Source organism: Bradyrhizobium sp. 134 (genome assembly GCF_023074155.1).
Taxonomy (GTDB): Bacteria; Pseudomonadota; Alphaproteobacteria; order Rhizobiales; family Xanthobacteraceae; genus Bradyrhizobium.
The window spans coordinates 195,016-215,198 of the sequence record NZ_JADPKX010000069.1; the positions used below are offsets into that span (position 1 = coordinate 195,016).

Here is a 20,183-nt window from a genome sequence, read left to right on the forward strand (position 1 = left end):
GTTGGCCGGACAAGCTCCGGCCACCATTTCAGTTGACGCGAATTCCTGAGATGGACCGCGGCGAGGCGATCTGGCCGCGCCGCGGCAAACCGGCAGGCAAAAAGGATTTTGAATGATGGCAACGATCACAGCTGCGATGGTCAAGGACCTGCGCGAGTCGACCGGCGCAGGCATGATGGACTGCAAGGCCGCGCTGACCGAAAACGAAGGCAACATGGAAGCGGCGCAGGATTGGCTGCGCAAGAAGGGCCTGTCGAAGGCCGCCAAGAAGTCGGGCCGCGTCGCCGCCGAGGGTCTGATCGGTGCGCTCGTCAAGGGCAACAAGGGCGTCGTGGTCGAGGTCAATTCCGAGACCGATTTCGTCGCGCGCAACGGCCAGTTTCAGGGCCTCGTCAAGATGATCGCCCAGGTCGCATTCAACGTCGGCGCCGACGTCGAGAAGATCAAGGCCGCCAAGGTCGGCGACGTCACGATCGAAACTGCGATCAATGACGCGATCGCCACCATCGGCGAGAACATGACGCTGCGCCGCGCAGCTTCGCTCGAAGTCAGCCAGGGCGTGGTGTCGAGCTACGTCCACGGCGCCGTCGTCGAGGGCGCCGGCAAGATGGGCGTGATCGTGGCGCTGGAATCGCCGGGAAAGGCGGACGAACTCGCAACGCTTGGCCGCCAGATCGCGATGCATGTCGCGGCCGCCAACCCGCTGGCGCTCGATCCGTCCGGTCTCGATCCGGCGGTCGTCAAGCGCGAGAAGGACGTGCTCGCCGACAAATATCGCCAGCAGGGCAAGCCCGAGAACGTGATCGAGAAGATCGTCGAGTCCGGCCTGAAGACCTATTACAAGGAAGTCTGCCTGCTCGAGCAGGCCTTCATCCACGATACCGGCAAGTCGGTGGCGCAGGCGGTGAAGGAAGCCGAAGGCAAGGTCGGCGGCGCGGTGAAGATCGCGGGCTTTGTGCGCTATGCTCTCGGTGAGGGAATCGAGAAGCAGGAAAGCGACTTCGCGGCCGAGGTCGCGGCCGCCAGCGGCAAGAAGTAAGCGCCGGAACGTTCCTTCCGGCGTGCCGCCGGAAGCGGCGCCCGGACAAGGAAAGTGCTCATGACTGATCCGGTCTATCGTCGCGTCGTGATCAAGCTGTCCGGCGAATATCTCGCGGGACCGCAGGGTTTTGGCATTGATCAGCCGACCATCGACCGGGTCGCCGACGATCTGATCGCGGCCCGCCATCTCGGCACCGAAGTCGCCGTCGTGATCGGCGGCGGCAATCTCTTTCGCGGCGTCGAAGTCTCCTCGCGTGGCGTGTCGCGCCCGACCGGCGACACCATGGGCATGCTCGCCACGATGATGAACTGCCTCGCGCTCGAAGCCACGATCGAGCGCAAGGGTACGCCTGCGCGCACGCTGTCGGCCTTCGTCATGCCCGAGATTTCCGAGCTGTTCACCCGCACCGCGGCACACAAATACCTCGCCGAGGGTCGGATCGTGCTGCTCGGCGGCGGAACCGGTAATCCGTTCTTCACCACCGACACGACCGCGGTGCTGCGCGCAGCCGAGATCGGCGCCCAGGCGGTGCTGAAGGCGACCAATGTCGACGGTGTCTACTCGGCCGACCCGAAGACAGACCCGACGGCGACGCGATTCGACCGTCTGACCCATTCGCAGGCGATCGAGGGCGGCTACAAGGTGATGGATGCGACCGCCTTCGCGCTTGCCCGCGAGACGTCGCTGCCTATCATTGTGTTCTCGATCGCGGAGCCGGGTTCGATCGGCGCTGTACTGCGTGGCGGCGGCCACGGAACCATTGTCGCCGGCTGACGGCTTGTCGTTGCGCCCTCAAGGGAAGGGTGCGGAGAGGTCGCCGGGATTTTGAAGGAGAAACGTGATGGCCACGGATAATTTCGATCTCAACGAAGTCAAACGCCGCATGCAGGGCGCGATCCAGTCGCTCAAGCACGAACTTGGCGGCCTGCGTACCGGTCGCGCCTCAGCCTCGATGCTCGATCCGGTGCAGGTCGACGCCTATGGCAGCCACATGCCGCTGAACCAGCTCGCCACCGTCAGCGTGCCGGAGCCGCGCCTGATCTCGGTGCAGGTCTGGGACAAGTCGATGGTCAAGGCGGTGGAGAAGGCGATCGTCGATTCCAATCTCGGCCTGTCGCCGGCGACCGAAGGCCAGGTGCTGCGCCTGCGTATCCCGGAGCTCAACGAGGAGCGTCGCAAGGAGCTCGTCAAGGTCGCGCACAAATACGCGGAAGCCGCCAAGGTCGCCGCGCGCCACGTCCGCCGCGACGGTCTCGACGTCCTCAAGAAGCTCGAGAAGAATCACGAGATGTCCGAGGATGATCAGAAGCGCCACGCCGACGACGTGCAGAAGGCGACCGACGGCACGATCTCCGAGATCGATCAGTTGCTGGCCGCCAAGGAAAAAGAAATCCTCACCGTTTAAAGCGCGCTGGATCGCGCTTTAGGTTATTGTTCGCGCATGATCTTTTCGGAAGGCCGCTTCGCACTCTTCCGGATCATGCTTTAAGGCAGCCTCATGTCCAACGCCGCCGCGCCCGCAACGGAAGGACCCGATCGGTCCGATGTGCCTGCGCATGTCGCCATCATCATGGATGGCAACGGACGTTGGGCGGCCGCGCGCGGCTTGCCACGGGCGGAAGGCCATCGCCGCGGCGTCGAGGCCCTGCGCCGCGTCGTTCGCGCGTCGCATGAACTTGGCATCCGCTATCTCACCATCTTCTCCTTCAGCTCGGAAAACTGGTCGCGTCCGGCGAGCGAGATCGGCGATCTGTTCGGCCTCTTGCGCCGCTTCATCCGCAACGATCTGGCGAGCCTGCATCGCGACGGCGTCAAGGTACGCATCATCGGCGAGCGGGACGGGCTGGAGGGCGACATCTGCGCGCTCCTCAACGAGGCGGAGGAACTGACGCGCGACAACACGCGGCTCACGCTCGTCGTCGCCTTCAATTACGGCTCCCGGCAGGAGATCGCGAAGGCGGCGCAGAAGCTCGCGCGCGAAGTCGCCGAGGGCAGGCGCGATCCTGATACGATCGATGCCGAGACACTGGGGGCGCATCTCGACGCGCCCGACATTCCCGATCCCGATCTCATCATCCGCACCAGTGGCGAGCAGCGCCTGTCCAACTTCCTGATGTGGCAGGCCGCCTATAGCGAGCTTGTCTTCGTGCCGATCCACTGGCCCGATTTCGACAAGGCGGCGCTGGAAGGCGCAATCGCCGAATTTGCCAGGCGCGAGCGCCGTTTCGGCGGCCTGGTCGCGAAAACCGCCTCGTGAGCGACCCCGACTCCGCACCGGCCGGCTCTCAGCCTGCCCCGAGCAATCTCGTGATGCGAATCCTCGCAGCGCTCGTGCTGGCGCCGCTCGCCATTGCGCTCGCTTATGCCGGCGGCTGGCTGTGGGCGCTGCTCGTCACCCTGGTGTCGATCGGACTGTTCGCGGAATGGCTGACGGTGGTGGGCGCAGGCTCGACCGCGCTGACCGGGGCGGGGACGATCGTCATCGCCACGATGGGCTTGTGCGTTGCCTTCGGCGCGCTCAAGACTGCCATCATCACCGGCCTGATTGGGGGCGCGATCGTGACGGTGATCGCGCGGGGCAAGTTCGTCTGGGCGGCCTCCGGATTCGCCTATGCGTCGGCGGCGCTGCTCGCCTCGATCCTGCTGCGGAAGGATCTCCTGAACGGCTTCGCCGCGCTGATGTTCGTGCTGCTCGTGGTGTGGGCGACCGATATCGGCGGCTATTTCGCCGGCCGCGGCATCGGCGGACCGAAGCTGTGGCCGCGCGTCAGCCCGAAGAAGACCTGGGCAGGGGCGCTCGGCGGCTTTGCCGCGAGCCTTTTGGTCGCGGCCGGCTTTGCCGCTTGCGGGATCGGAAAGATGGCTCCATTGCTGCTCGTCGCCGCGGTCCTCTCGGTCGTGTCGGCCTGCGGCGATTTGTTCGAATCCGCGGTCAAGCGGCGCTTCGATGTCAAGGATTCCAGTCACTTAATTCCCGGCCACGGCGGGCTATTGGACCGTCTGGACGGTTTTGTCGCTGCCATCCTGGTGGCATGGATTATCGGCTTCCTCCGCCATGGTGTGCATAGCGCCGGAAGCGGTCTTATGGTTTGGTGAAGATATGAGCGCGGTTCCATTGCGTAACAACAAGGCTGCGGCGTCGACCGTCCGCAGCGTCACGGTTCTCGGCGCCACCGGCTCGATCGGCGACAGCACGATGGATCTGCTGCGCGCCTCTCCCGAGCGTTACCGTGTCGAGGCGCTGACGGCGAACAGCAATGTCGAGGCGCTGGCAAAGCTCGCGAAAGAGTTTTCCGCGCGCTTCGTCGCGATCGCCGACACCTCAAAATTTGCCGAGCTCAAGGCTGCGCTCGCGGGCACCGGCACCGAATGCGGCGCCGGCGAAAGCGCGGTGATCGAGGCCGGCGCGCGTCCGGCCGATTGGGTGATGGCCGCCGTGAGTGGCGCGGCCGGGCTGAAGCCGGCACTGGCGGCGGTCGATCGCGGCGCGCATGTCGCGCTCGCCAACAAGGAATGTCTCGTCTGCGCCGGCGATTTCTTCATGCAGCGCGCGGCGAAAGCGGGCGCCTGTATCCTGCCCGCGGATTCCGAGCATAACGCGCTGTTCCAGGCGCTCGCCTCGGGCAATCGTGACGAGCTCGTCCGTGTCATCATCACGGCCTCCGGCGGTCCGTTCCGGACCTGGAAGCCTGCCGACATCGAGCAGGCGACACTCGCGCAAGCCCTGAAGCATCCGAACTGGAGCATGGGCCAGAAGATCACGATCGATTCCGCCTCGATGATGAACAAGGGGCTCGAGGTGATCGAGGCCTCCTATCTGTTCGCGCTCTCGCCGGACGAGATCGACGTCCTCGTTCATCCGCAGTCGATCATCCACGGGATGGTCGAGTTCTCCGACCGCTCGGTCGTGGCCCAGCTCGGCTCACCCGACATGCGCACGCCGATCGCGCATTGCCTCGGCTGGCCCGACCGCATCAAGGGTCCCGCCGCCAAGCTCGATCTGGCCAAGATCGGCCAATTGACCTTCGAGGCGCCGGATTTCGAGCGCTTCCCCGGGCTGCGCCTGGCCTTCGATTCGCTCCGGACCGGGAAGGGGGCGACCACCGTCTACAACGCCGCCAACGAGGTCGCGGTCGCCGCCTTCATCGCGGGCAAGATCCGGTTCGGCGCGATTGCCCGGCTGGTGGAGGCGACGCTGGACGACTGGGTTCGTGGCGGGAACCAGGCCCCGCTGACATCAGCGGACGATGCAATCGCTGTTGACCATGTTGCGCGAAATAGGGCTGCCGCCCTATTGCCTCAAATTGCCTTAAAGGCATCCTAGATGGTTCGGGGCCAGGGCCTTGCGGCGCTGGATGAGGGAATTCGATGATCGACTTTTTCGTCCATAGTTTCAACACGTTGAGCCATGGGCTCCTCGGCTACGCGGTTCCCTTCCTGTTCGTCCTGACCATCGTCGTGTTCTTCCATGAGCTCGGCCATTTCCTGGTCGCGCGCTGGGCGGGCGTTCGCGTGTTAACTTTTTCGCTCGGTTTCGGACCTGAGCTGGTCGGCTTCAACGACCGCCATGGCACCCGCTGGAAGATCTCGGCGATCCCGCTCGGCGGCTACGTCAAGTTCTTCGGCGACGAAAGCGAGGCTTCGACCCCGTCATCCGAGAAGCTTGCGGCCATGACGGCCGAGGAGCGGGCCGGCAGCTTCCATCACAAGAAGGTCGGCCCGCGCGCCGCCATCGTTGCCGCCGGACCGATCGCCAATTTCATCCTGGGCGCGCTGATCTTCGCCGGCATGGCGCTGTATTACGGCAAGCCGAGCACGATCGCGCGCGTCGACGGTGTCGTCGCCGACGGCGCTGCGGCGGCAGCCGGCTTCAAGATCGGGGACGTCGTCGTCCAGATCGACGGCAAGCCGATTGAAAGCTTTGCCGACATGCAGCGCATGGTTGCAATGAATGCTGGTTCGCCGCTTGCCTTCCTAGTCAAGCGCGACGGTGCCATCGTGTCGCTGACCGCGACGCCGGCGCTGCTCGAGCGCAAGGATCCCTTCGGCAACAGCCACCGTCTCGGCGTGCTCGGCGTCGAACACAAGTCCCAGGCCGGGGAGGCCTCGACGTCGCCGGTCGGCGTCGGCGAAGCGCTCAAGATCGGGGTTGAGCAGGTCTGGTTCATCATCACCAGCACCTTCAAGTTCCTGGGCTCGTTGTTCGTCGGGAACGGCAATCCGAACGAGGTCAGCGGCGTGCTCGGCATTGCCAAGATGTCGGGGCAGGCGGCCAGCGCCGGGTTCCAGTTCGTGATCAATCTCTGCGCGGTGCTGTCGGTGTCGATCGGCCTTCTGAATCTTTTCCCGATCCCGCTGCTCGATGGCGGTCACCTTATGTTCTATGCGGCGGAGGTCGCCCGTGGTCGGCCCCTGTCCGAGCGGACGCAGGAGATGGGGTTCCGAATCGGGCTCGGCTTGGTCCTGATGTTGATGGTGTTTGCGACCTATAACGACATCCTGCGAATGGCCGCATCCTGATAGGGGCTTTTTTGTGGCGTTGCCCGGGCGTTGCTCTTGGGCAACGTCTTGGAATGAAAATGAAATTACGGCGCGCTCGGCCGTTTGCGGCGTCGGTGAAATTGTCTACAAGCGGCTTGAACTTGGGGAATCTCCAGACCGGCTTTGGGGTTGGGTCTGGTACGGAATGATAAGGGCGCGTTGCGCAATGAAGTTTGGACTGCGACTCCGGGGGGGCTTGCTCGCAACCCTGATCATGTTCGGCGCGCCGGTGCTTGCCCCGGTTGGGGCTGCCTTTGTGTCTTCGTCTGCGCTTGCTCAGACCGTGCAGTCGATTTCCGTCGAAGGAAATCGCCGGGTCGAGGTGGAGACGATCCGCTCCTACTTCAAGCCGGGTCCCGGCGGTCGCCTGGATCAGGGTGCCATCGACGACGGCCTCAAGGCGCTGATCGAGACCGGCCTGTTCCAGGACGTCAGGATCAACCGCGGTGCCGGTGGCCAGATCGTCGTCTCCGTGGTGGAAAACCCGGTGATCGGCCGCATTGCCTTCGAGGGCAACAAGAAGATCAAGGACGAGCAGCTCACCGGTGAAGTCCAGTCCAAGGCGCGCGGCACCTTCTCCCGCGCCATGGTGCAGTCCGACACGCTGCGAATCGCCGAAATCTATCGCCGTTCAGGCCGCTACGACGTCCGCGTCACGCCTGAAGTCATCGAGCAGCCGAACAACCGCGTCGATCTCATCTTCACGGTCGAGGAGGGCGCCAAGACCGGCGTCAAGTCGATCGAGTTCGTCGGCAACAACGCGTACTCGTCCTACCGCCTGCGCGACGTCATCAAGACGCACGAATCGAACCTGCTGAGCTTCCTCGCCAGCAGCGACATCTACGATCCCGATCGGGTCGAGGCCGACCGCGACCTGATCCGCCGCTTCTATCTCAAGAACGGTTTCGCCGACGTCCAGGTCGTGGCCGCGCTCACCGAATACGATCCGGAGAAGAAGGGCTTCAACGTTACCTTCAAGATCGAGGAAGGCTCGCAATACCGGGTCGGCTCGATCGACTTCCGCTCCAGCATTCCGAACTTCGATCCCACCCCGATGCGCAACTATTCGCGCGTCAATGTCGGTTCGCTCTACAACGTCGAATCGGTCGAGAAATCGGTCGAGGAGATGCAGATCGAAGCCTCGCGGCGGGGTTATGCCTTCGCCGTGGTCCGTCCCGGCGGCGACCGCAACTTCGAGGCGCACACCGTGTCGGTCGTGTTCAACATCGATGAGGGTCCGCGCACCTATATCGAACGCATCAACCTGCGCGGCAACACCCGCACGCGCGACTACGTGATCCGTCGCGAGTTCGACGTCTCCGAGGGCGATGCCTACAACCGCGCGCTGGTCGACCGTGCCGAGCGCCGCTTGAAGAACCTCGACTATTTCAAGAGCGTGAAGATCACGACGGAGCCCGGTTCGTCGAGCGACCGCGTGATCCTGCTCGTGGACATGGAAGAGAAATCGACCGGCGACTTCTCGGTCTCGGGTGGTTATTCCACCACCGACGGCGCGCTGGCCGAAGTCTCGGTCTCCGAACGCAATTTGCTCGGCCGCGGCCTGTTCGCCAAGGCGGCGGTGACTTACGGCCAGTATGCCCGCGGTTATTCGCTGTCGTTCGTCGAACCCTATCTGCTCGACTACCGGGTCGCGTTGGGTCTCGACCTCTATCAGCGCGAGCAGAGGTCCAACAGCTACATCTCCTACGGCACCAAGACGCTCGGCTTCTCGCCGCGCCTCGGCTTCTCCCTGCGTGAAGATCTGTCGCTGCAGGTGCGCTACTCGATCTACAGGCAGGAAATCACGCTGCCGTCCTACCTCGCGAACTGTAACAACGTAGTTGGGTCGGCGGCATTCAATCCAAGCCCGGCTTTCTCGGCGGCGAGCGGTATTCCTCTGGATGCCTCGACCAACGGCCTCGGCTGCTACAGCGACGGCGAGGCCTCGCTGCCGGTCCGCAAGGAGCTTGCGAACGGCAAGACGCTGACTTCGGCGCTCGGCTACACGCTGACCTACAACACGCTCGACAACAACAAGAACCCCACCGACGGTCTCCTGGTCGATTTCCGGCAGGACTTCGCCGGTGTTGGCGGCGATGTCTCCTATCTGAAGACTGTGGTGGACGCGAAGTACTACACTCCGCTGGTGTCCGATATCGTCGGCCTCGCTCGTATCCAGGGCGGCATGCTGAACAAGATCGGCAACCAGGATCTGCGCATGCTGGATCATTTCCAGATGGGCCCGAATCTGGTCCGCGGCTTTGCTCCGAACGGCATCGGCCCGCGCGATTTGAACCCCTTCGGCACGCAGGACGCGCTTGGCGGCACCAAATATTGGGGCGCTTCGCTCGAATTGCAGATGCCGTTCTGGTTCTTGCCGAAGGAAGTGGGTCTGAAGGGCGCCGTCTACGCCGACGCCGGCGGTCTGTTCGACTATCAGGGCCCGACGACGTGGTCTGTGACCAACGAGCTGACCACGACCAAGAATTCGAGCTGCACGCCGTCGACCGTCAATCCAGCCTCGGCTGGAACCTGCACCGGCTTGGTGTATGACAACGGCAATGCCGTCCGGTCGTCGGTCGGTGTCGGCTTGATCTGGGCCTCGCCGTTCGGTCCGCTGCGCTTCGACTACGCCGTGCCGCTGACCAAGGGCAAGAACGACCGTACGCAGGAGTTCCGGTTCGGCGGCGGCACCTCGTTCTAATTCGAACAGCACGGCACGATCCGGACTACGGAGCCGGTTTCCGAAAGGGATCGTGCCAATCCAGGAGATCAGGCATGATGCGGCTTGGCCGCTTCATGCCGAAGCCGGACCGCGACGGGGTGGAATGGCGCAGCCGACCTTCTTCATACAGCCGCCCGCCTCAGCGCTGGCTGACATAGCCACGCTGACCAAGGCGGAGCTGGTCGATCCCACCAAGGGTGGCCAAATCATCAGGGGCCTTGCTTCGCTCGACGAAGCCGGCCCGATGCACCTGACGTTCTTCGACAATCTCAGATATGCCGATGAGCTCAAGGCGACCAAAGCCGGTGCTTGCCTGGTGAGCCCACGCTTCGAGGCTCGGGTGCCCGCGCACGTAGCCGTGCTGCGGGCGCCACAGCCGTTCCGCGCGTTCGTCAGGATCGCGCGGGAGTGGCATCACGACGCGCTCCGGCCGCAATCCTGGACCGGCAACAAGGGTATCGCGCCTTCGGCCATCATCGATCCCACGGCCAAGCTCGAGGACGGCGTGATCGTCGATCCCTTGGCCGTAATCGGCCCCGACGTGGAGATCGGCAGCGGCACGGTGGTCGGCGTGGGGGCTGTGATCGGCCCGGGCGTCAAGATCGGCCGGGACTGCAATGTCGGGGCACGCACCGCCATCCAGTGCGCGCTGATCGGCAACGACGTGCTGATCCACCCAGGCTGCTCGATCGGCCAGGACGGCTACGGCTTCATCTTCTTCGGCCCCGAGGGCCACCTGAAGGTGCCTCAGACCGGCCGCGTGCTGATCCAGAACAACGTGGAGGTCGGCGCCGGCACCACCATTGATCGCGGGTCCTTGCGCGACACCGTGATCGGGGAGGGGACCAAAATCGACAATCAGGTCCAGATCGGCCACAATGTGACCATTGGCCGGCACTGCCTGCTGGCAGCCCAGATCGGTCTTGCCGGCAGCCTCACCCTCGGCGACAACGTGGCGCTGGGAGCGAAGGTGGGCATCAACAATCACGTCAAGATCGGGGATGGAGCTCAGGTGACTGCCATGAGCGGCGTCAAGGACGACGTCCCTCCCAACGGACGCTGGGGTGGTTTTTTCGCCAAGCCGACCAGGCAATGGTTCAAGGAAATATTGGCGGTCGAGCGCTTGGCGCGCGACAGCAAGGCCGATCCGAAGCAGGAGGAACGGGAGTGACGGACGAAGCACCGGTCAGGTTCGAGCTTGTGGACATCAACATGATCCTGCAAACGCTCCCGCACCGTTTTCCGATGCTGCTGATCGATCGCGTGATTAACATCCGCACCGATTACAGCGGCATCGGCATCAAGAACGTCACCTTCAACGAGCCGCCGTTCCAGGGCCACTTTCCCGATCGCCCGGTCTATCCGGGCGTCATGATGATCGAAGCGATGGCGCAGACTGCCGGTGTGATCGGCATCAAGTCGGTCGAGGGCACCGATAAGCCGCGCGCGGTGTATTTCCTGACCATCGACAAGTGCAAGTTCCGCAAGCCGGTGCTGCCCGGCGATACCATCGAATACCACATGCGCTCGATCGGCCGCCGCAAAGCCATGTGGTGGTTTCACGGCGACGCCAAGGTCAATGGCCAGGTGGTTGCGGAGGCCGATGTCGGCGCCATGCTGACCGACTGAGCGGATCAACTTCTCTGGATGCGCTCGCGTGCAGGACACGCGTAGCGGCTGCCGCTGACCTCGCGCTTGATGTTCTGGTTGAAGAACTGGCCCATGGACGGTGCGCCCAGCAGGCGTTCGACCGTCTCAACCGGCACGCCGCAATAGCGGTCGTAAGCGCCGTCCATAGCCACGATGAGAGCCTGCTGCGCACGGTCGTAACAGACCCGCTGGAGCACCGTGCTGCGGGTGATGTCGCGGCATTCGAATGTCTTGAGATCGACGAGGCGGTGTTCGCCGGTCTCGATCGTCTCGGATATGATCGGCGCGGCGGCGAGCTGCGCGAGGAGAAGTGCCAAGGCCCTGACCACGATACCTGAAGCTCCGCGTGAACTTATTGATGCGCTGGGAAGGCTGCCTCATCCGGCACTTGAAACAGGGAGAGATCATACGTCACTGGACAGATCGGGCATAGTCGCGCTAACCAGCGGAAAACCGAGCGACTTCAACACCTAATCAGACCTTCTTGATGAGTCAGATTGCTTGATGAGTAAGATTGATCCCACCGCACGGATCGCGGACGGCGCAGTAATCGGCGAGGGCACCGAGATCGGCCCCTTCTGCATCATCGGCCCGCATGTCGTGATTGGCAGTAACTGCAAGCTGATCGGACATGTGCATATCACCGCGCAGACCACGATCGGTGACGATTGCACCATCTATCCGTTCGCTTCGCTCGGTACGCCGCCGCAATCACTCAGCTATCGTGGCGAATTGACGAAGCTCAAGATCGGTTCGGGCTGCACGATCCGCGAGTCCGTGACCATGAACGCCGGCACGGTCGCAGGCGGCGGCGTCACAGAGGTCGGCGACCGCAACTATTTCATGAATTGCAGCCATGTCGGCCACGACTGCCATGTCGGCAACGACGTGATCTTCGCGACCTCGGCCACGCTCGGCGGTCACTGCGAGATCGGCGATTTCGTCTTCATCGGCGGTCTGTCCGCGGTGCACCAGTTCACCCGCATCGGCCCGCAGGTTATGGTCGGCGGGGTGTGCGGCGTGCGCGACGATGTCATTCCGTTCGGCCTCGTCAACGGCCAGTATGCCGTGCTCGAAGGCCTCAACCTGATCGGCATGAAGCGGCGCAAGTTCACCAAGCAGCGGCTTGCGACCGTGCGCGCGTTCTACCAGAAGCTCTTCCACGGCCCCGCTACCTTTGCCGAACGCCTGGAGGCGGCGCGGCCGCTCGCCGGTGACGATCCCGCGATCGGCGAAATCCTCGACTTCATCGGCAAGGGTAAGCGCCCGCTCTGTCTTCCCGCCATCGCGAAGTGATGATGCGATGGCCCCGGGCATGACATCGGCGGCTTCGGAGATTTCATCGCCGGTCGGCGTGGTCGCTGGCGGCGGCGCGATGCCGTTCGCGGTTGCCGACTCGCTCGCTGCCCGCGGCATCACACCAGTGCTGTTTCCCCTTCGGGGAGCCTGCGATCCGGCACGGGTGGAAAAATTCCGTCATCGATGGATCTCGGTCGGCCAGCTCGGCCGCGCCATGCGGCTGTTTCGCGAGGAGGGCTGCCGCGACCTGATCTTCATCGGCACGCTGGTACGGCCTTCGCTCTCGGAGGTCCGGGTCGACTTCACGACGCTCCGGCTGCTTGGCAATGTCATCCGCGCCTTCCGCGGCGGCGACGATCATTTGTTGTCCGGCGTCGGGCGCATTCTCGAGCAGGGCGGCTTTCGCATGGTCGGCATCAAGGATGTCGCGCCCGACCTCTTGATGCCCGAGGGCTGCATCAGCCGCGCCTGGCCGAGCGACACCGGCAAGACCGACATCGAGCGCGGACGCGCGGTGCTGACCGCGCTCGGTCCGTTCGACATCGGCCAGGCCGCGGTCGTGATTGATGGCCATGTGGTAGCGGTCGAGGATATCGAGGGCACCGATGCGCTGCTCGCGCGCGTGGCAAGGCTGCGCGAAGAGGGCCGCATCCGCGCCGCCACGAGGCGCGGCGTGCTGGTGAAAGTACCAAAGAGCGGTCAGGATTTGCGCTTCGACCTGCCGACGATCGGCCCGCGCACCCTCGAGGGCGTCGCCGCCGCAGGGCTGGCCGGGATCGCCGTCGTCGCCGGCAACACCATCGCGGCCGAGCCGCAGGCGATGATCGCACTCGCAGACGCCAAATATCTCTTCGTCATTGGCCTGCCGGCGTGATGCAAGGCCGCGATCCCAAGCGCAAGATCTTCCTGATCGCCACGGAGGAATCCGGCGACCGGCTCGGCAGCGCCTTGATGAAGGTGCTGCGCCAGCGGCTCGGCGACGGCGTGCAGTTCGTGGGTGTCGGCGGCCACACCATGGCGCGCCAGGGGCTCGAGACGCTGTTTCCGATCGAGGAGCTCTCGATCGTGGGCTTCGCCGCGGTCGTGCAGCAATTGCCGAAGATCCTGCGGCTGATCCGCGAGACCGCGGAGGCCGTGACCGAAGCCGCGCCGGACGCGCTCGTCATCATCGACAGCCCCGACTTCACCCACCGTGTCGCCCGCCGCGTGCGGGCGCGCAATCCGGCGATCCCGATCGTCGATTACGTCTCGCCGCAGCTCTGGGCCTGGCGGCCGGGACGGGCGCGGACCATGCTCGGCTATGTCGACCATGTGCTCGGCCTGTTGCCGTTCGAGCCGGACGAATATCGCAAGCTCGGCGGGCCGCCATGCAGCTATGTCGGCCATCCCCTGATCGAGCAATTGCCCTCGCTGCGGCCGAACGCGGAGGAGCAGGCGCGTCGCGACGGCGAGCCGCCGGTCTTGCTGGTGTTGCCCGGCAGCCGTCGCAGTGAGATCAGGCACCATCTCGACGTGTTCGGGGCGACGCTCGGCCGATTGCGGACGGACGGCCGCGCGTTCGAACTGATGCTGCCGACCATGCCGCATCTCGAAGCCACCATTCGTGAAGGCATCGCGAACTGGCCGGTCAAGCCTCAAATTGTGGTCGGCGAGAACGAGAAGCGCGCCGCCTTCCGCATCGCGCGCGCGGCATTGGCAAAATCCGGCACTGTGACGCTGGAGCTCGCGCTATCGGGCATTCCGATGGTGACGGCCTATCGCGTCGGCGCGATCGAAGCCTTCATCCTGCGCCGCGCGATCCGCGTCTCCTCGGTGATCCTCGCCAATCTCGTGATCGGCAAGGATGTCATCCCGGAGTTCCTGCAGGAAGACTGCACGCCAGAGAAGCTGGCGCCCGCGCTCACGGAGCTTCTGGCCGATTCACCGTTGCGCCGAGGGCAGGTGGAAGCGTTCGCGCAGCTCGACGCGATCATGTCGACCGGCAACAAGTCGCCGAGCGTGCTCGCAGCCGACATCGTGCTGGCGACCATGCGCAAGGGCAGGCGGGCTAGCTAGGACGCGTGCTCATAAAGGTCGGCTTACCAGCGAAAAGCGGAAGTCTCCCACCTTGGGCGTGATCGGCGGTTTGTGACTCAAAGCAGTCATTGAGTAGGAGCCGTCCGCGACTGTGGAAGACCCGCGTAGCACTCGATCCCTAGAGGCAGCGACTCGCCTGACGGTCCAGCGACAAGGAAGGTCACCTAGGCCTTATGCGGCACCGCTTCGGCCTCGATAGCCGCGACAAGCTCGGGCGCAAGGTGCGCAGACAAACGTTGAATGATATTGAGTAGCTGTAAGATTTCCTGCTCACGCAAGGCGTCAATCTTGTTGTGCAGCAATTCGATTTCGAGTTCAGCCTTCACATTTATTCGGTAGTCGTGTTCTGCGTGCTTGCGATCAATCTCGGATTGACGGTTCTGGCTCATCATGATGATGGGCGCTGCGTAGGCTGCTTGGAAGGAAAGAACTAAGTTCAGCAAGATGAAGGGATAGGGGTCCCAATGATTGATGAATGCCATCATGTTCAGAACGATCCAGATGCCAAGTAGTACGCTCTGGATGATAATGAAACGCCAGGAGCCAACCGTTTCGGCCACCCGGTCAGCCAGGATCGCTCCCGGAGCTAGGGCAGGTTTGGGTGTGTTGCGTGCCGGCTTTTGCGCCCGAAGTTCTTGCAATCGCTGCTGATCCTCGAGACTTAGGTGTATTTTGTGGCTTTGCTCGCTGTTCATTTGCGTCCCCAGTAAACATCTGGGCGAGTAAGCGCTTTTTAGTGCTCGCCGCTCCACGGTCATACTAGGGCCATTCCGTGCCGATGTCGCTTATTAGCCCAACTCGGACCCAAGGTGAGGTGCGCTCACGCGGCTGCTGTCGGAGACGGAGCGGACCTCTACGACAGCGGCTCGGTTCACGGTCTAGCCGAGACCAGCGTCGACCTGAAAACATTGGCGCGTGATGCGCCGGCTCTCATCGGAGGCGAGGAACAGCGCCATGTTCGCGATGTCGTCGGGCGTCACCGCGTCGGGAATGGCCTGACGCGTGCGCAACTCGGCGATCGTCTGGTCGTCCGGGTACCACAGCCGGCGCTGACGCTCCGTGATCACCATCCCCGGCGCGATCGCGTTGACGCGGATGCGGTCGGGACCGACCGACCGGGCGAGCGAGTTGGTGAAGCCGACGATCGCGGCCTTCGCCGCGGCGTAGACCGGCAGCCCCGGCGCGCCGCGCATCCAGGCAATCGACGACATGTTGATGATCGAACCGCCGCCGCGCGCCTGCATCTGCGGCACCACGGCTTGCGCGGCAAAGAAGACGTGCTTGAGGTTGACACCGATCATCCAGTCGAACTCGGCCGGGGTTACCTCGGCCAGCACCTGACGCTGATCATTGGCGGCGTTGTTGACGAGAACCGCGGCGTCGCCCAGCGATCCGTGCACCTGCGCCATGGCGCCGCGCAAGGCGTCGATGTCGAGGAGATCGCACGGCATGAACAGGGGTCCGGCTCCGGTCGCGGCCTTGACTTCCGCGACCAGCTCCCGGCCGGCTGCTTCATCGAGATCCAGGAACGCGACGCGAGCCTCCTGGGCTGCGAACGCCCGCACGAAGGCGGCACCGATGCCGCTGGCGCCACCGGTGATCAATACCACGCGATCCCTAAGGCCGGCATAGCTCGTTCTTGTCATGCGATCAGTCGCTCCGTCTCAGGGTCGAACAGGCAGATGCGGCGCGTGTCGAGCGCGAACGGGGCGGCGGCGCCCGGTGTGGGGCGGATATCCGGCGTGATGCGCGCCAGCGCAGGTTCGCCGCCAAGCCGCAGCAGCACGATCGTTTCGGCCCCCGTCGGCTCGACCATCTCCACCGGCGCGTTGACGACGACGGGCGGATCGGCGGAGAACACGCGGCTCCCCTCGGCGATGCATTCCGGCCTGATCCCGACCACCACGTCACGGCCGACGAAAGGGGCCGCCGCGTCGTATTGGCCAAGGCGGAGGCGGACCTCGTCCGGCCGTCCCGCGCCGATCACGACCACCGGCCCGCCGGCGTCGGCGTCGAGCCGTGCCGGCATCGTGTTCATCGGCGGCGAGCCCATGAAACGCGCCACGAACAGATTGGCGGGATAGCGATACACGGTGTCAGGATCGGCAAACTGCTGCACCACGCCCCGATGCATCACGGCGATGCGCGTCGCCATCGTCATCGCCTCGATCTGGTCGTGGGTGACATAGACGATGGTGGCCCCGATGCGCTGATGCAGCCGCTTGATTTCCATCCGCATCTCGACGCGCAGCTTGGCATCGAGATTGGAGAGCGGCTCGTCGAACAGGAAGAGCAGGGGATCGCGTACCAGCGCCCGGCCCATCGCCACACGCTGGCGCTGGCCGCCGGAGAGCTGCGAGGGCTTGCGGCCGAGCAGCGGCTCGATCTGGAGCAGCCGGGCCACGTTCGCCAGCGCCTTCTCCTGCTCCGCCTTCGGTACGTGGCGGCATTCCATGCCGAAGGTGATGTTCTGGCGCACCGTCATCGACGGATAGAGCGCGTAGGACTGGAACACCATGGCGATGTCGCGGTCCTTCGGCGGAATGTCGTTGACGATACGTCCGCCGATTTCCACGGTGCCTGCGCTCGGGAGGTCGAGCCCGGCGATGATGTTGAGCAGCGTGGACTTGCCGCAGCCGGATGGGCCGACGAGCACGGTGAATTCACCGCTCTCGATGTCGAGATCGATGCCCTTCAGCACCTCCAGATTGGCGTAGCGCTTGGACAGGGAGCGAATGCTTAGGGCTGCCATGACGATCCGATCATTTCACGGCCCCGGCGGTGAGGCCGCGCACGAAATACTTGCCGCCGATCAGATAGATCAGCAGGGTTGGCAGGGCGGCGATCATCACCGCCGCGCTTTGCACGCCATGTTGCGGGATGTCGGCGACCGCGGCGGATAGCGCGATCAGCGCGGCGGTGACCGGCTGCTGCTGACCGGTCGTGAATGTCACGCCGTAGAGAAACTCGTTCCAGATATGCGTGAACTGCCAGATCACGGTGACGACCAGAATAGGCGGCGAGAGCGGCAGGATGATGCGCCAGAAAATACGAAAGAACCCGGCGCCATCGATGCGCGCAGCTCTTATCAAATCCTGCGGGATGGCAGTGTAGTAGTTTCGGCAGAACAAGACGGTAAAGGAGAGCCCCTGGATCGTATGGATCACGACCAGGCCAGTCAGCGTATTCATCAGGCCCGTATCGCGCAACACGATGGTCCAGGGAAGCAAGCGCATCTGCTGGGGAAGGAAGAGCCCAAGAGTCACGATGCCGTAGATCCAGCTATCGCCGCGAAAGCGCCAGAGCGATATGGCGTAACCGGCGACAGCACCAAGCAGGGTGGAGAAAATCGTCGCGGGGATCGTGACCAGCGCGGAGTTCAGCATGTACGGCCGGATGCCGGCGCAGGTCTCGGCGACGCAGAAACCGCTCCAGGCCGCGGCGTAGTTGCTCCATGCCCATTGCTTCGGCCAGCCGATCATCGAGGCCTGCGCGATCTCCTCGTTGGTACGGAGCGAATTCAGGACGACAACAGCCAATGGCGCGAGCCACGCTGCAGCGACCAGCGAGACGACGAGATAGATCAGGATCCGGCCTGGCGCGATGGTTCGCTCACGCATGGATCGCCCGCCGCCGCTGGACATAGCGCCACGCTGCATAGGGCAGTAAAACCGCGAGAAGAATGAGCAACATGAGCACTGCCGCCGCCGCTCCCCGTCCGAGCAGGCTGCGCTGGAACATCAGGTCGTAGACGACGAGGGCCGGCAGCTGGGTCGCGATCCCGGGTCCGCCGTTGGTGAGCGCGCGGACGAGGTCGAAGGTCGAAATCGCGAACTGCAGCTGGATGACGATGACGGTGATGGTGATCGGCCAAAGGGTCGGCAGGATGACCCGCCGGTACATTCGGATCGGTCCGGCGCCGTCGATCTGCGCGGCCTTGATCAGGTCGGCGTCGACGGAGCGGAGGCCGGCCAGGAACAGCGCCATGGCGAAACCGGAGGATTGCCAGATCGCAGCGATAACGATGGTCCAAATAGCCATATCGCGGTCGATCAGCCAGTCGAACCGGAACGAGGTCCAGCCGAGGTCGCGGACCAGCTTCTGGATTCCGAGGCCAGGATTGAGCAGCCAACTCCAGACCGTGCCGGTGACCACGAATGACACCGCCAGAGGATAGAGAAAGATAGACCGCAGCAGGTTCTCGCCGCGAATGCGCTGATCGAGCAGGATCGCAAGGATGAGGCCGGTCGCCAGGCTCAGCAACACGAAGGCGCTGCCAAACAGCAGCAGATTGTCCAAGGCAATCTGCCAGTTCCGCGATGCTGCAACCGAAGAATAGTTGCGCAAACCGACCCAGCCCGAGACCGGGACCAGAGTGGACGGCGTGAACGATATCCAGATCGTCCACAGCGTAAACGCAATGAGATGCGCGGCGGACAACAGCAGCGGCACCCAGATCGTCAAATATTCGGGCAGCCGGCGTACCCAGTCAGCGGCCGCCGGCCGGCCCGGTGTTGTCGAGACGGCGATCGTCAACGTGAGCTCTCGACGGCGTCGGCGAGGCGTATGGCCGCTTGCTCCGGTTTGATTGTCTTGTTCTTCACGTACTCCGTGATCACGTCGATGATCGCTGCGGTCATGCCGTTTTCCTGTGCCATGTTGTGCGCAAGGCTGAGGACGGCCTGATTGCTGGCGATCGCGTCTTTCAGGGCTGCTGCGGTCCGCCGTTGACCGTCCGACCAGCCTTCGCCGGAGAGATCGACATCGGTGCGCACGGGGATCGATCCCGTGATCTGCGAATACATGGTCTGGATCGCTGGATCCATGACGAGCTGGGCCATCAGCGTCTGGCCGGCTTGCAAATCGGGCTCCTTGCGCTGCCAGAATATGAAGGCATCGGCATTCAACAGGAAGACCGGCTTGCTATTGTCGCTCGGGCCCGGGGCGATGATGAAGTCCTCGAACTTGAAGCCGGCGTTGCGCAAGACGCCCTGCGCCCACCCGCCCATGATCATCATCCCCATGTCGCCGTCGACAAAGCGCTTTAGGTTGGTCGAAAAGTGCTGGGCGCCGACGTTGGGATCCATCCAGTCGGCAATCTTGCGCACCTGTACGAAGGCCGCCTTTATCTCGGGGCCTTCCAGGGCTTTCTTGTCGAGGTTCATGATGGCTGCGCGGTAGGCAGTGGGACTGATGCCCGCCAAAGCGGCCTCGAATTTTTGGCCGTCGTCCGCGCGGGTGCCACCGTTGGCGATGGGATAGGGGACTCCGCCTGCTTTCATCTTCTCGGCGAGGTCGTTGAACTCAGCCCATGTGACGGGGATCTTGTCGGCCTTGGCCCTGTCCATCGCGCGTTTGGAGAGAAACAGCATGTTGGTGCTGTAGATCTGCAACGGCAGTGCAATCCACTTGCCCCCCGGCTTGTGCAATTTTGCAAGGTCTGGAGCGACAACCTTTTCGTATCCGGCGGCAGCGACGACGGCGTCGAGATCGACGGTCGGGGCAATCTTGGACCAGGCGGCGATCTCGGGACCTTTGAGCTGCGAGCAGGCCGGTGGATCGCCGGCCATGATCTGGGCACGCAGCTTGTTCATCATCTCGGTGGTGAAGCCGGGGACGGGCGAGTGCTGCCAAACTCCGCCTTTCTCCTCGAATTTCTTGCCGAGCGCGGTGATGGCCGCCCCGTCGCTGCCTGCGGACCATTGCGAGATCGCAGTCAGACGCGGCTTCACCGCGCTTTGCGCGCGGGCAAATGCCGGCAGCGCGAGCGCGGCCGCAGATCCGGCGAGCAGACGGCGCCTTGTTGTCGTGATCGGCATGGCAAGTTCCTCCCGGTGTGAACTCTTTCGC

Annotated in this window: 20 protein-coding genes; 13 read left to right on the top strand and 7 right to left on the bottom strand. The window is 63.8% G+C overall.

What is annotated here, in order from left to right; translation table 11 throughout:
- The first annotated feature begins 115 nt into the window (after positions 1-115).
- The 10 genes from tsf to fabZ all read left to right on the top strand — a co-directional run bounded on the left by tsf (position 116) and on the right by fabZ (position 10,937).
- On the top strand, positions 116-1,039 hold the full coding sequence (gene tsf / locus IVA75_RS26070; protein ID WP_027567156.1) for a translation elongation factor Ts: 924 nt from the start codon (positions 116-118) through the stop codon (positions 1,037-1,039).
- 60 nt (positions 1,040-1,099) lie between these two features.
- Positions 1,100-1,816 (top strand): UMP kinase, encoded by a 717-nt coding sequence (gene pyrH / locus IVA75_RS26075; protein ID WP_247289564.1) that lies wholly within the window; start codon positions 1,100-1,102, stop codon positions 1,814-1,816.
- A gap of 67 nt (positions 1,817-1,883) precedes the next feature.
- Complete coding sequence (gene frr, locus IVA75_RS26080) at positions 1,884-2,447, top strand: ribosome recycling factor (protein ID WP_027518196.1); 564 nt, start codon at positions 1,884-1,886, stop codon at positions 2,445-2,447.
- 93 nt (positions 2,448-2,540) lie between these two features.
- Positions 2,541-3,299: an isoprenyl transferase gene (locus tag IVA75_RS26085; RefSeq protein WP_247289575.1), complete on the top strand. Its 759-nt coding sequence runs from the start codon at positions 2,541-2,543 to the stop codon at positions 3,297-3,299.
- Entirely contained in the window at positions 3,296-4,138 is an 843-nt protein-coding gene (locus tag IVA75_RS26090) for a phosphatidate cytidylyltransferase (RefSeq protein ID WP_247289577.1), read from the top strand. The genes IVA75_RS26085 and IVA75_RS26090 overlap by 4 nt, the downstream gene beginning before the upstream one ends.
- Positions 4,139-4,142: 4 nt before the next feature.
- Entirely contained in the window at positions 4,143-5,366 is a 1,224-nt protein-coding gene (gene dxr / locus IVA75_RS26095; RefSeq protein WP_247289578.1) for a 1-deoxy-D-xylulose-5-phosphate reductoisomerase, read from the top strand.
- 44 nt (positions 5,367-5,410) lie between these two features.
- Positions 5,411-6,562 carry an RIP metalloprotease RseP gene (gene rseP / locus IVA75_RS26100; RefSeq protein WP_247289588.1) on the top strand — a complete coding sequence of 384 codons (1,152 nt, stop codon included), beginning with the start codon at positions 5,411-5,413 and terminating at the stop codon, positions 6,560-6,562.
- 187 nt (positions 6,563-6,749) lie between these two features.
- Positions 6,750-9,287: an outer membrane protein assembly factor BamA gene (gene bamA / locus IVA75_RS26105; protein WP_027567150.1), complete on the top strand. Its 2,538-nt coding sequence runs from the start codon at positions 6,750-6,752 to the stop codon at positions 9,285-9,287.
- Positions 9,288-9,411: 124 nt separating this feature from the next.
- Positions 9,412-10,479 (top strand): UDP-3-O-(3-hydroxymyristoyl)glucosamine N-acyltransferase, encoded by a 1,068-nt coding sequence (gene lpxD / locus IVA75_RS26110; protein WP_247289591.1) that lies wholly within the window; start codon positions 9,412-9,414, stop codon positions 10,477-10,479.
- A complete protein-coding gene (fabZ, locus tag IVA75_RS26115; RefSeq protein ID WP_007603637.1) occupies positions 10,476-10,937 on the top strand; it encodes a 3-hydroxyacyl-ACP dehydratase FabZ in 462 nt (153 codons plus the stop codon). The genes lpxD and fabZ overlap by 4 nt, the downstream gene beginning before the upstream one ends.
- Positions 10,938-10,942: 5 nt before the next feature.
- On the opposite strand, the gene IVA75_RS26120 is transcribed toward fabZ, so the two are convergent.
- Entirely contained in the window at positions 10,943-11,287 is a 345-nt protein-coding gene (locus IVA75_RS26120; RefSeq protein WP_027567148.1) for a KTSC domain-containing protein, read from the bottom strand.
- A gap of 175 nt (positions 11,288-11,462) precedes the next feature.
- On the opposite strand from IVA75_RS26120, the gene lpxA reads away from it, so the two are divergent.
- The 3 genes from lpxA to lpxB are packed head-to-tail and all read left to right on the top strand — an operon-like array spanning position 11,463 to position 14,312.
- Positions 11,463-12,254 (top strand): acyl-ACP--UDP-N-acetylglucosamine O-acyltransferase, encoded by a 792-nt coding sequence (lpxA, locus tag IVA75_RS26125; protein ID WP_247289593.1) that lies wholly within the window; start codon positions 11,463-11,465, stop codon positions 12,252-12,254.
- 19 nt (positions 12,255-12,273) lie between these two features.
- Positions 12,274-13,131, top strand: coding sequence for a UDP-2,3-diacylglucosamine diphosphatase LpxI (lpxI, locus tag IVA75_RS26130; RefSeq protein WP_247290001.1), 858 nt, complete (start codon positions 12,274-12,276; stop codon positions 13,129-13,131).
- On the top strand, positions 13,128-14,312 hold the full coding sequence (lpxB, locus tag IVA75_RS26135) for a lipid-A-disaccharide synthase (protein WP_247289595.1): 1,185 nt from the start codon (positions 13,128-13,130) through the stop codon (positions 14,310-14,312). Before lpxI ends, lpxB begins: the two co-directional genes overlap by 4 nt.
- Before the next feature lie 185 nt (positions 14,313-14,497).
- On the opposite strand, the gene IVA75_RS26140 is transcribed toward lpxB, so the two are convergent.
- The 6 genes from IVA75_RS26140 to IVA75_RS26165 form a co-directional block, all read right to left on the bottom strand.
- Entirely contained in the window at positions 14,498-15,028 is a 531-nt protein-coding gene (locus tag IVA75_RS26140) for a DUF1003 domain-containing protein (RefSeq protein WP_027567144.1), read from the bottom strand.
- A 183-nt stretch (positions 15,029-15,211) separates the two neighbouring features.
- Positions 15,212-15,979 (bottom strand): SDR family oxidoreductase, encoded by a 768-nt coding sequence (locus IVA75_RS26145; protein ID WP_247289597.1) that lies wholly within the window; start codon positions 15,977-15,979, stop codon positions 15,212-15,214.
- A complete protein-coding gene (locus tag IVA75_RS26150) occupies positions 15,976-17,085 on the bottom strand; it encodes an ATP-binding cassette domain-containing protein (RefSeq protein WP_247289600.1) in 1,110 nt (369 codons plus the stop codon). The genes IVA75_RS26145 and IVA75_RS26150 overlap by 4 nt, the downstream gene beginning before the upstream one ends.
- 10 nt (positions 17,086-17,095) lie before the next feature.
- A complete protein-coding gene (locus tag IVA75_RS26155) occupies positions 17,096-17,953 on the bottom strand; it encodes a carbohydrate ABC transporter permease (protein ID WP_027567141.1) in 858 nt (285 codons plus the stop codon).
- Positions 17,946-18,869: a sugar ABC transporter permease gene (locus IVA75_RS26160; RefSeq protein ID WP_027567140.1), complete on the bottom strand. Its 924-nt coding sequence runs from the start codon at positions 18,867-18,869 to the stop codon at positions 17,946-17,948. Before IVA75_RS26160 ends, IVA75_RS26155 begins: the two co-directional genes overlap by 8 nt.
- Positions 18,866-20,152, bottom strand: coding sequence for an ABC transporter substrate-binding protein (locus IVA75_RS26165; RefSeq protein ID WP_247289602.1), 1,287 nt, complete (start codon positions 20,150-20,152; stop codon positions 18,866-18,868). The genes IVA75_RS26160 and IVA75_RS26165 overlap by 4 nt, the downstream gene beginning before the upstream one ends.
- Positions 20,153-20,183 lie beyond the last annotated feature (31 nt).

Bases quoted from the DNA above. Each gene is read 5' to 3' on its own strand.
- IVA75_RS26165 (WP_247289602.1), bottom strand. From the start codon at position 20,152: ATGCCGATCACGACAACAAGGCGCCGTCTGCTCGCCGGATCTGCGGCC.
- lpxD (WP_247289591.1), top strand. From the start codon at position 9,412: ATGGCGCAGCCGACCTTCTTCATACAGCCGCCCGCCTCAGCGCTGGCT.
- tsf (WP_027567156.1), top strand. From the start codon at position 116: ATGGCAACGATCACAGCTGCGATGGTCAAGGACCTGCGCGAGTCGACC.
- IVA75_RS26155 (WP_027567141.1), bottom strand. From the start codon at position 17,953: ATGCGTGAGCGAACCATCGCGCCAGGCCGGATCCTGATCTATCTCGTC.
- IVA75_RS26145 (WP_247289597.1), bottom strand. From the start codon at position 15,979: ATGACAAGAACGAGCTATGCCGGCCTTAGGGATCGCGTGGTATTGATC.
- dxr (WP_247289578.1), top strand. From the start codon at position 4,143: ATGAGCGCGGTTCCATTGCGTAACAACAAGGCTGCGGCGTCGACCGTC.
- bamA (WP_027567150.1), top strand. From the start codon at position 6,750: ATGAAGTTTGGACTGCGACTCCGGGGGGGCTTGCTCGCAACCCTGATC.
- lpxI (WP_247290001.1), top strand. From the start codon at position 12,274: ATGACATCGGCGGCTTCGGAGATTTCATCGCCGGTCGGCGTGGTCGCT.
- IVA75_RS26085 (WP_247289575.1), top strand. From the start codon at position 2,541: ATGTCCAACGCCGCCGCGCCCGCAACGGAAGGACCCGATCGGTCCGAT.
- lpxA (WP_247289593.1), top strand. From the start codon at position 11,463: ATGAGTAAGATTGATCCCACCGCACGGATCGCGGACGGCGCAGTAATC.
- rseP (WP_247289588.1), top strand. From the start codon at position 5,411: ATGATCGACTTTTTCGTCCATAGTTTCAACACGTTGAGCCATGGGCTC.
- frr (WP_027518196.1), top strand. From the start codon at position 1,884: ATGGCCACGGATAATTTCGATCTCAACGAAGTCAAACGCCGCATGCAG.
- IVA75_RS26140 (WP_027567144.1), bottom strand. From the start codon at position 15,028: ATGAACAGCGAGCAAAGCCACAAAATACACCTAAGTCTCGAGGATCAG.
- pyrH (WP_247289564.1), top strand. From the start codon at position 1,100: ATGACTGATCCGGTCTATCGTCGCGTCGTGATCAAGCTGTCCGGCGAA.
- IVA75_RS26150 (WP_247289600.1), bottom strand. From the start codon at position 17,085: ATGGCAGCCCTAAGCATTCGCTCCCTGTCCAAGCGCTACGCCAATCTG.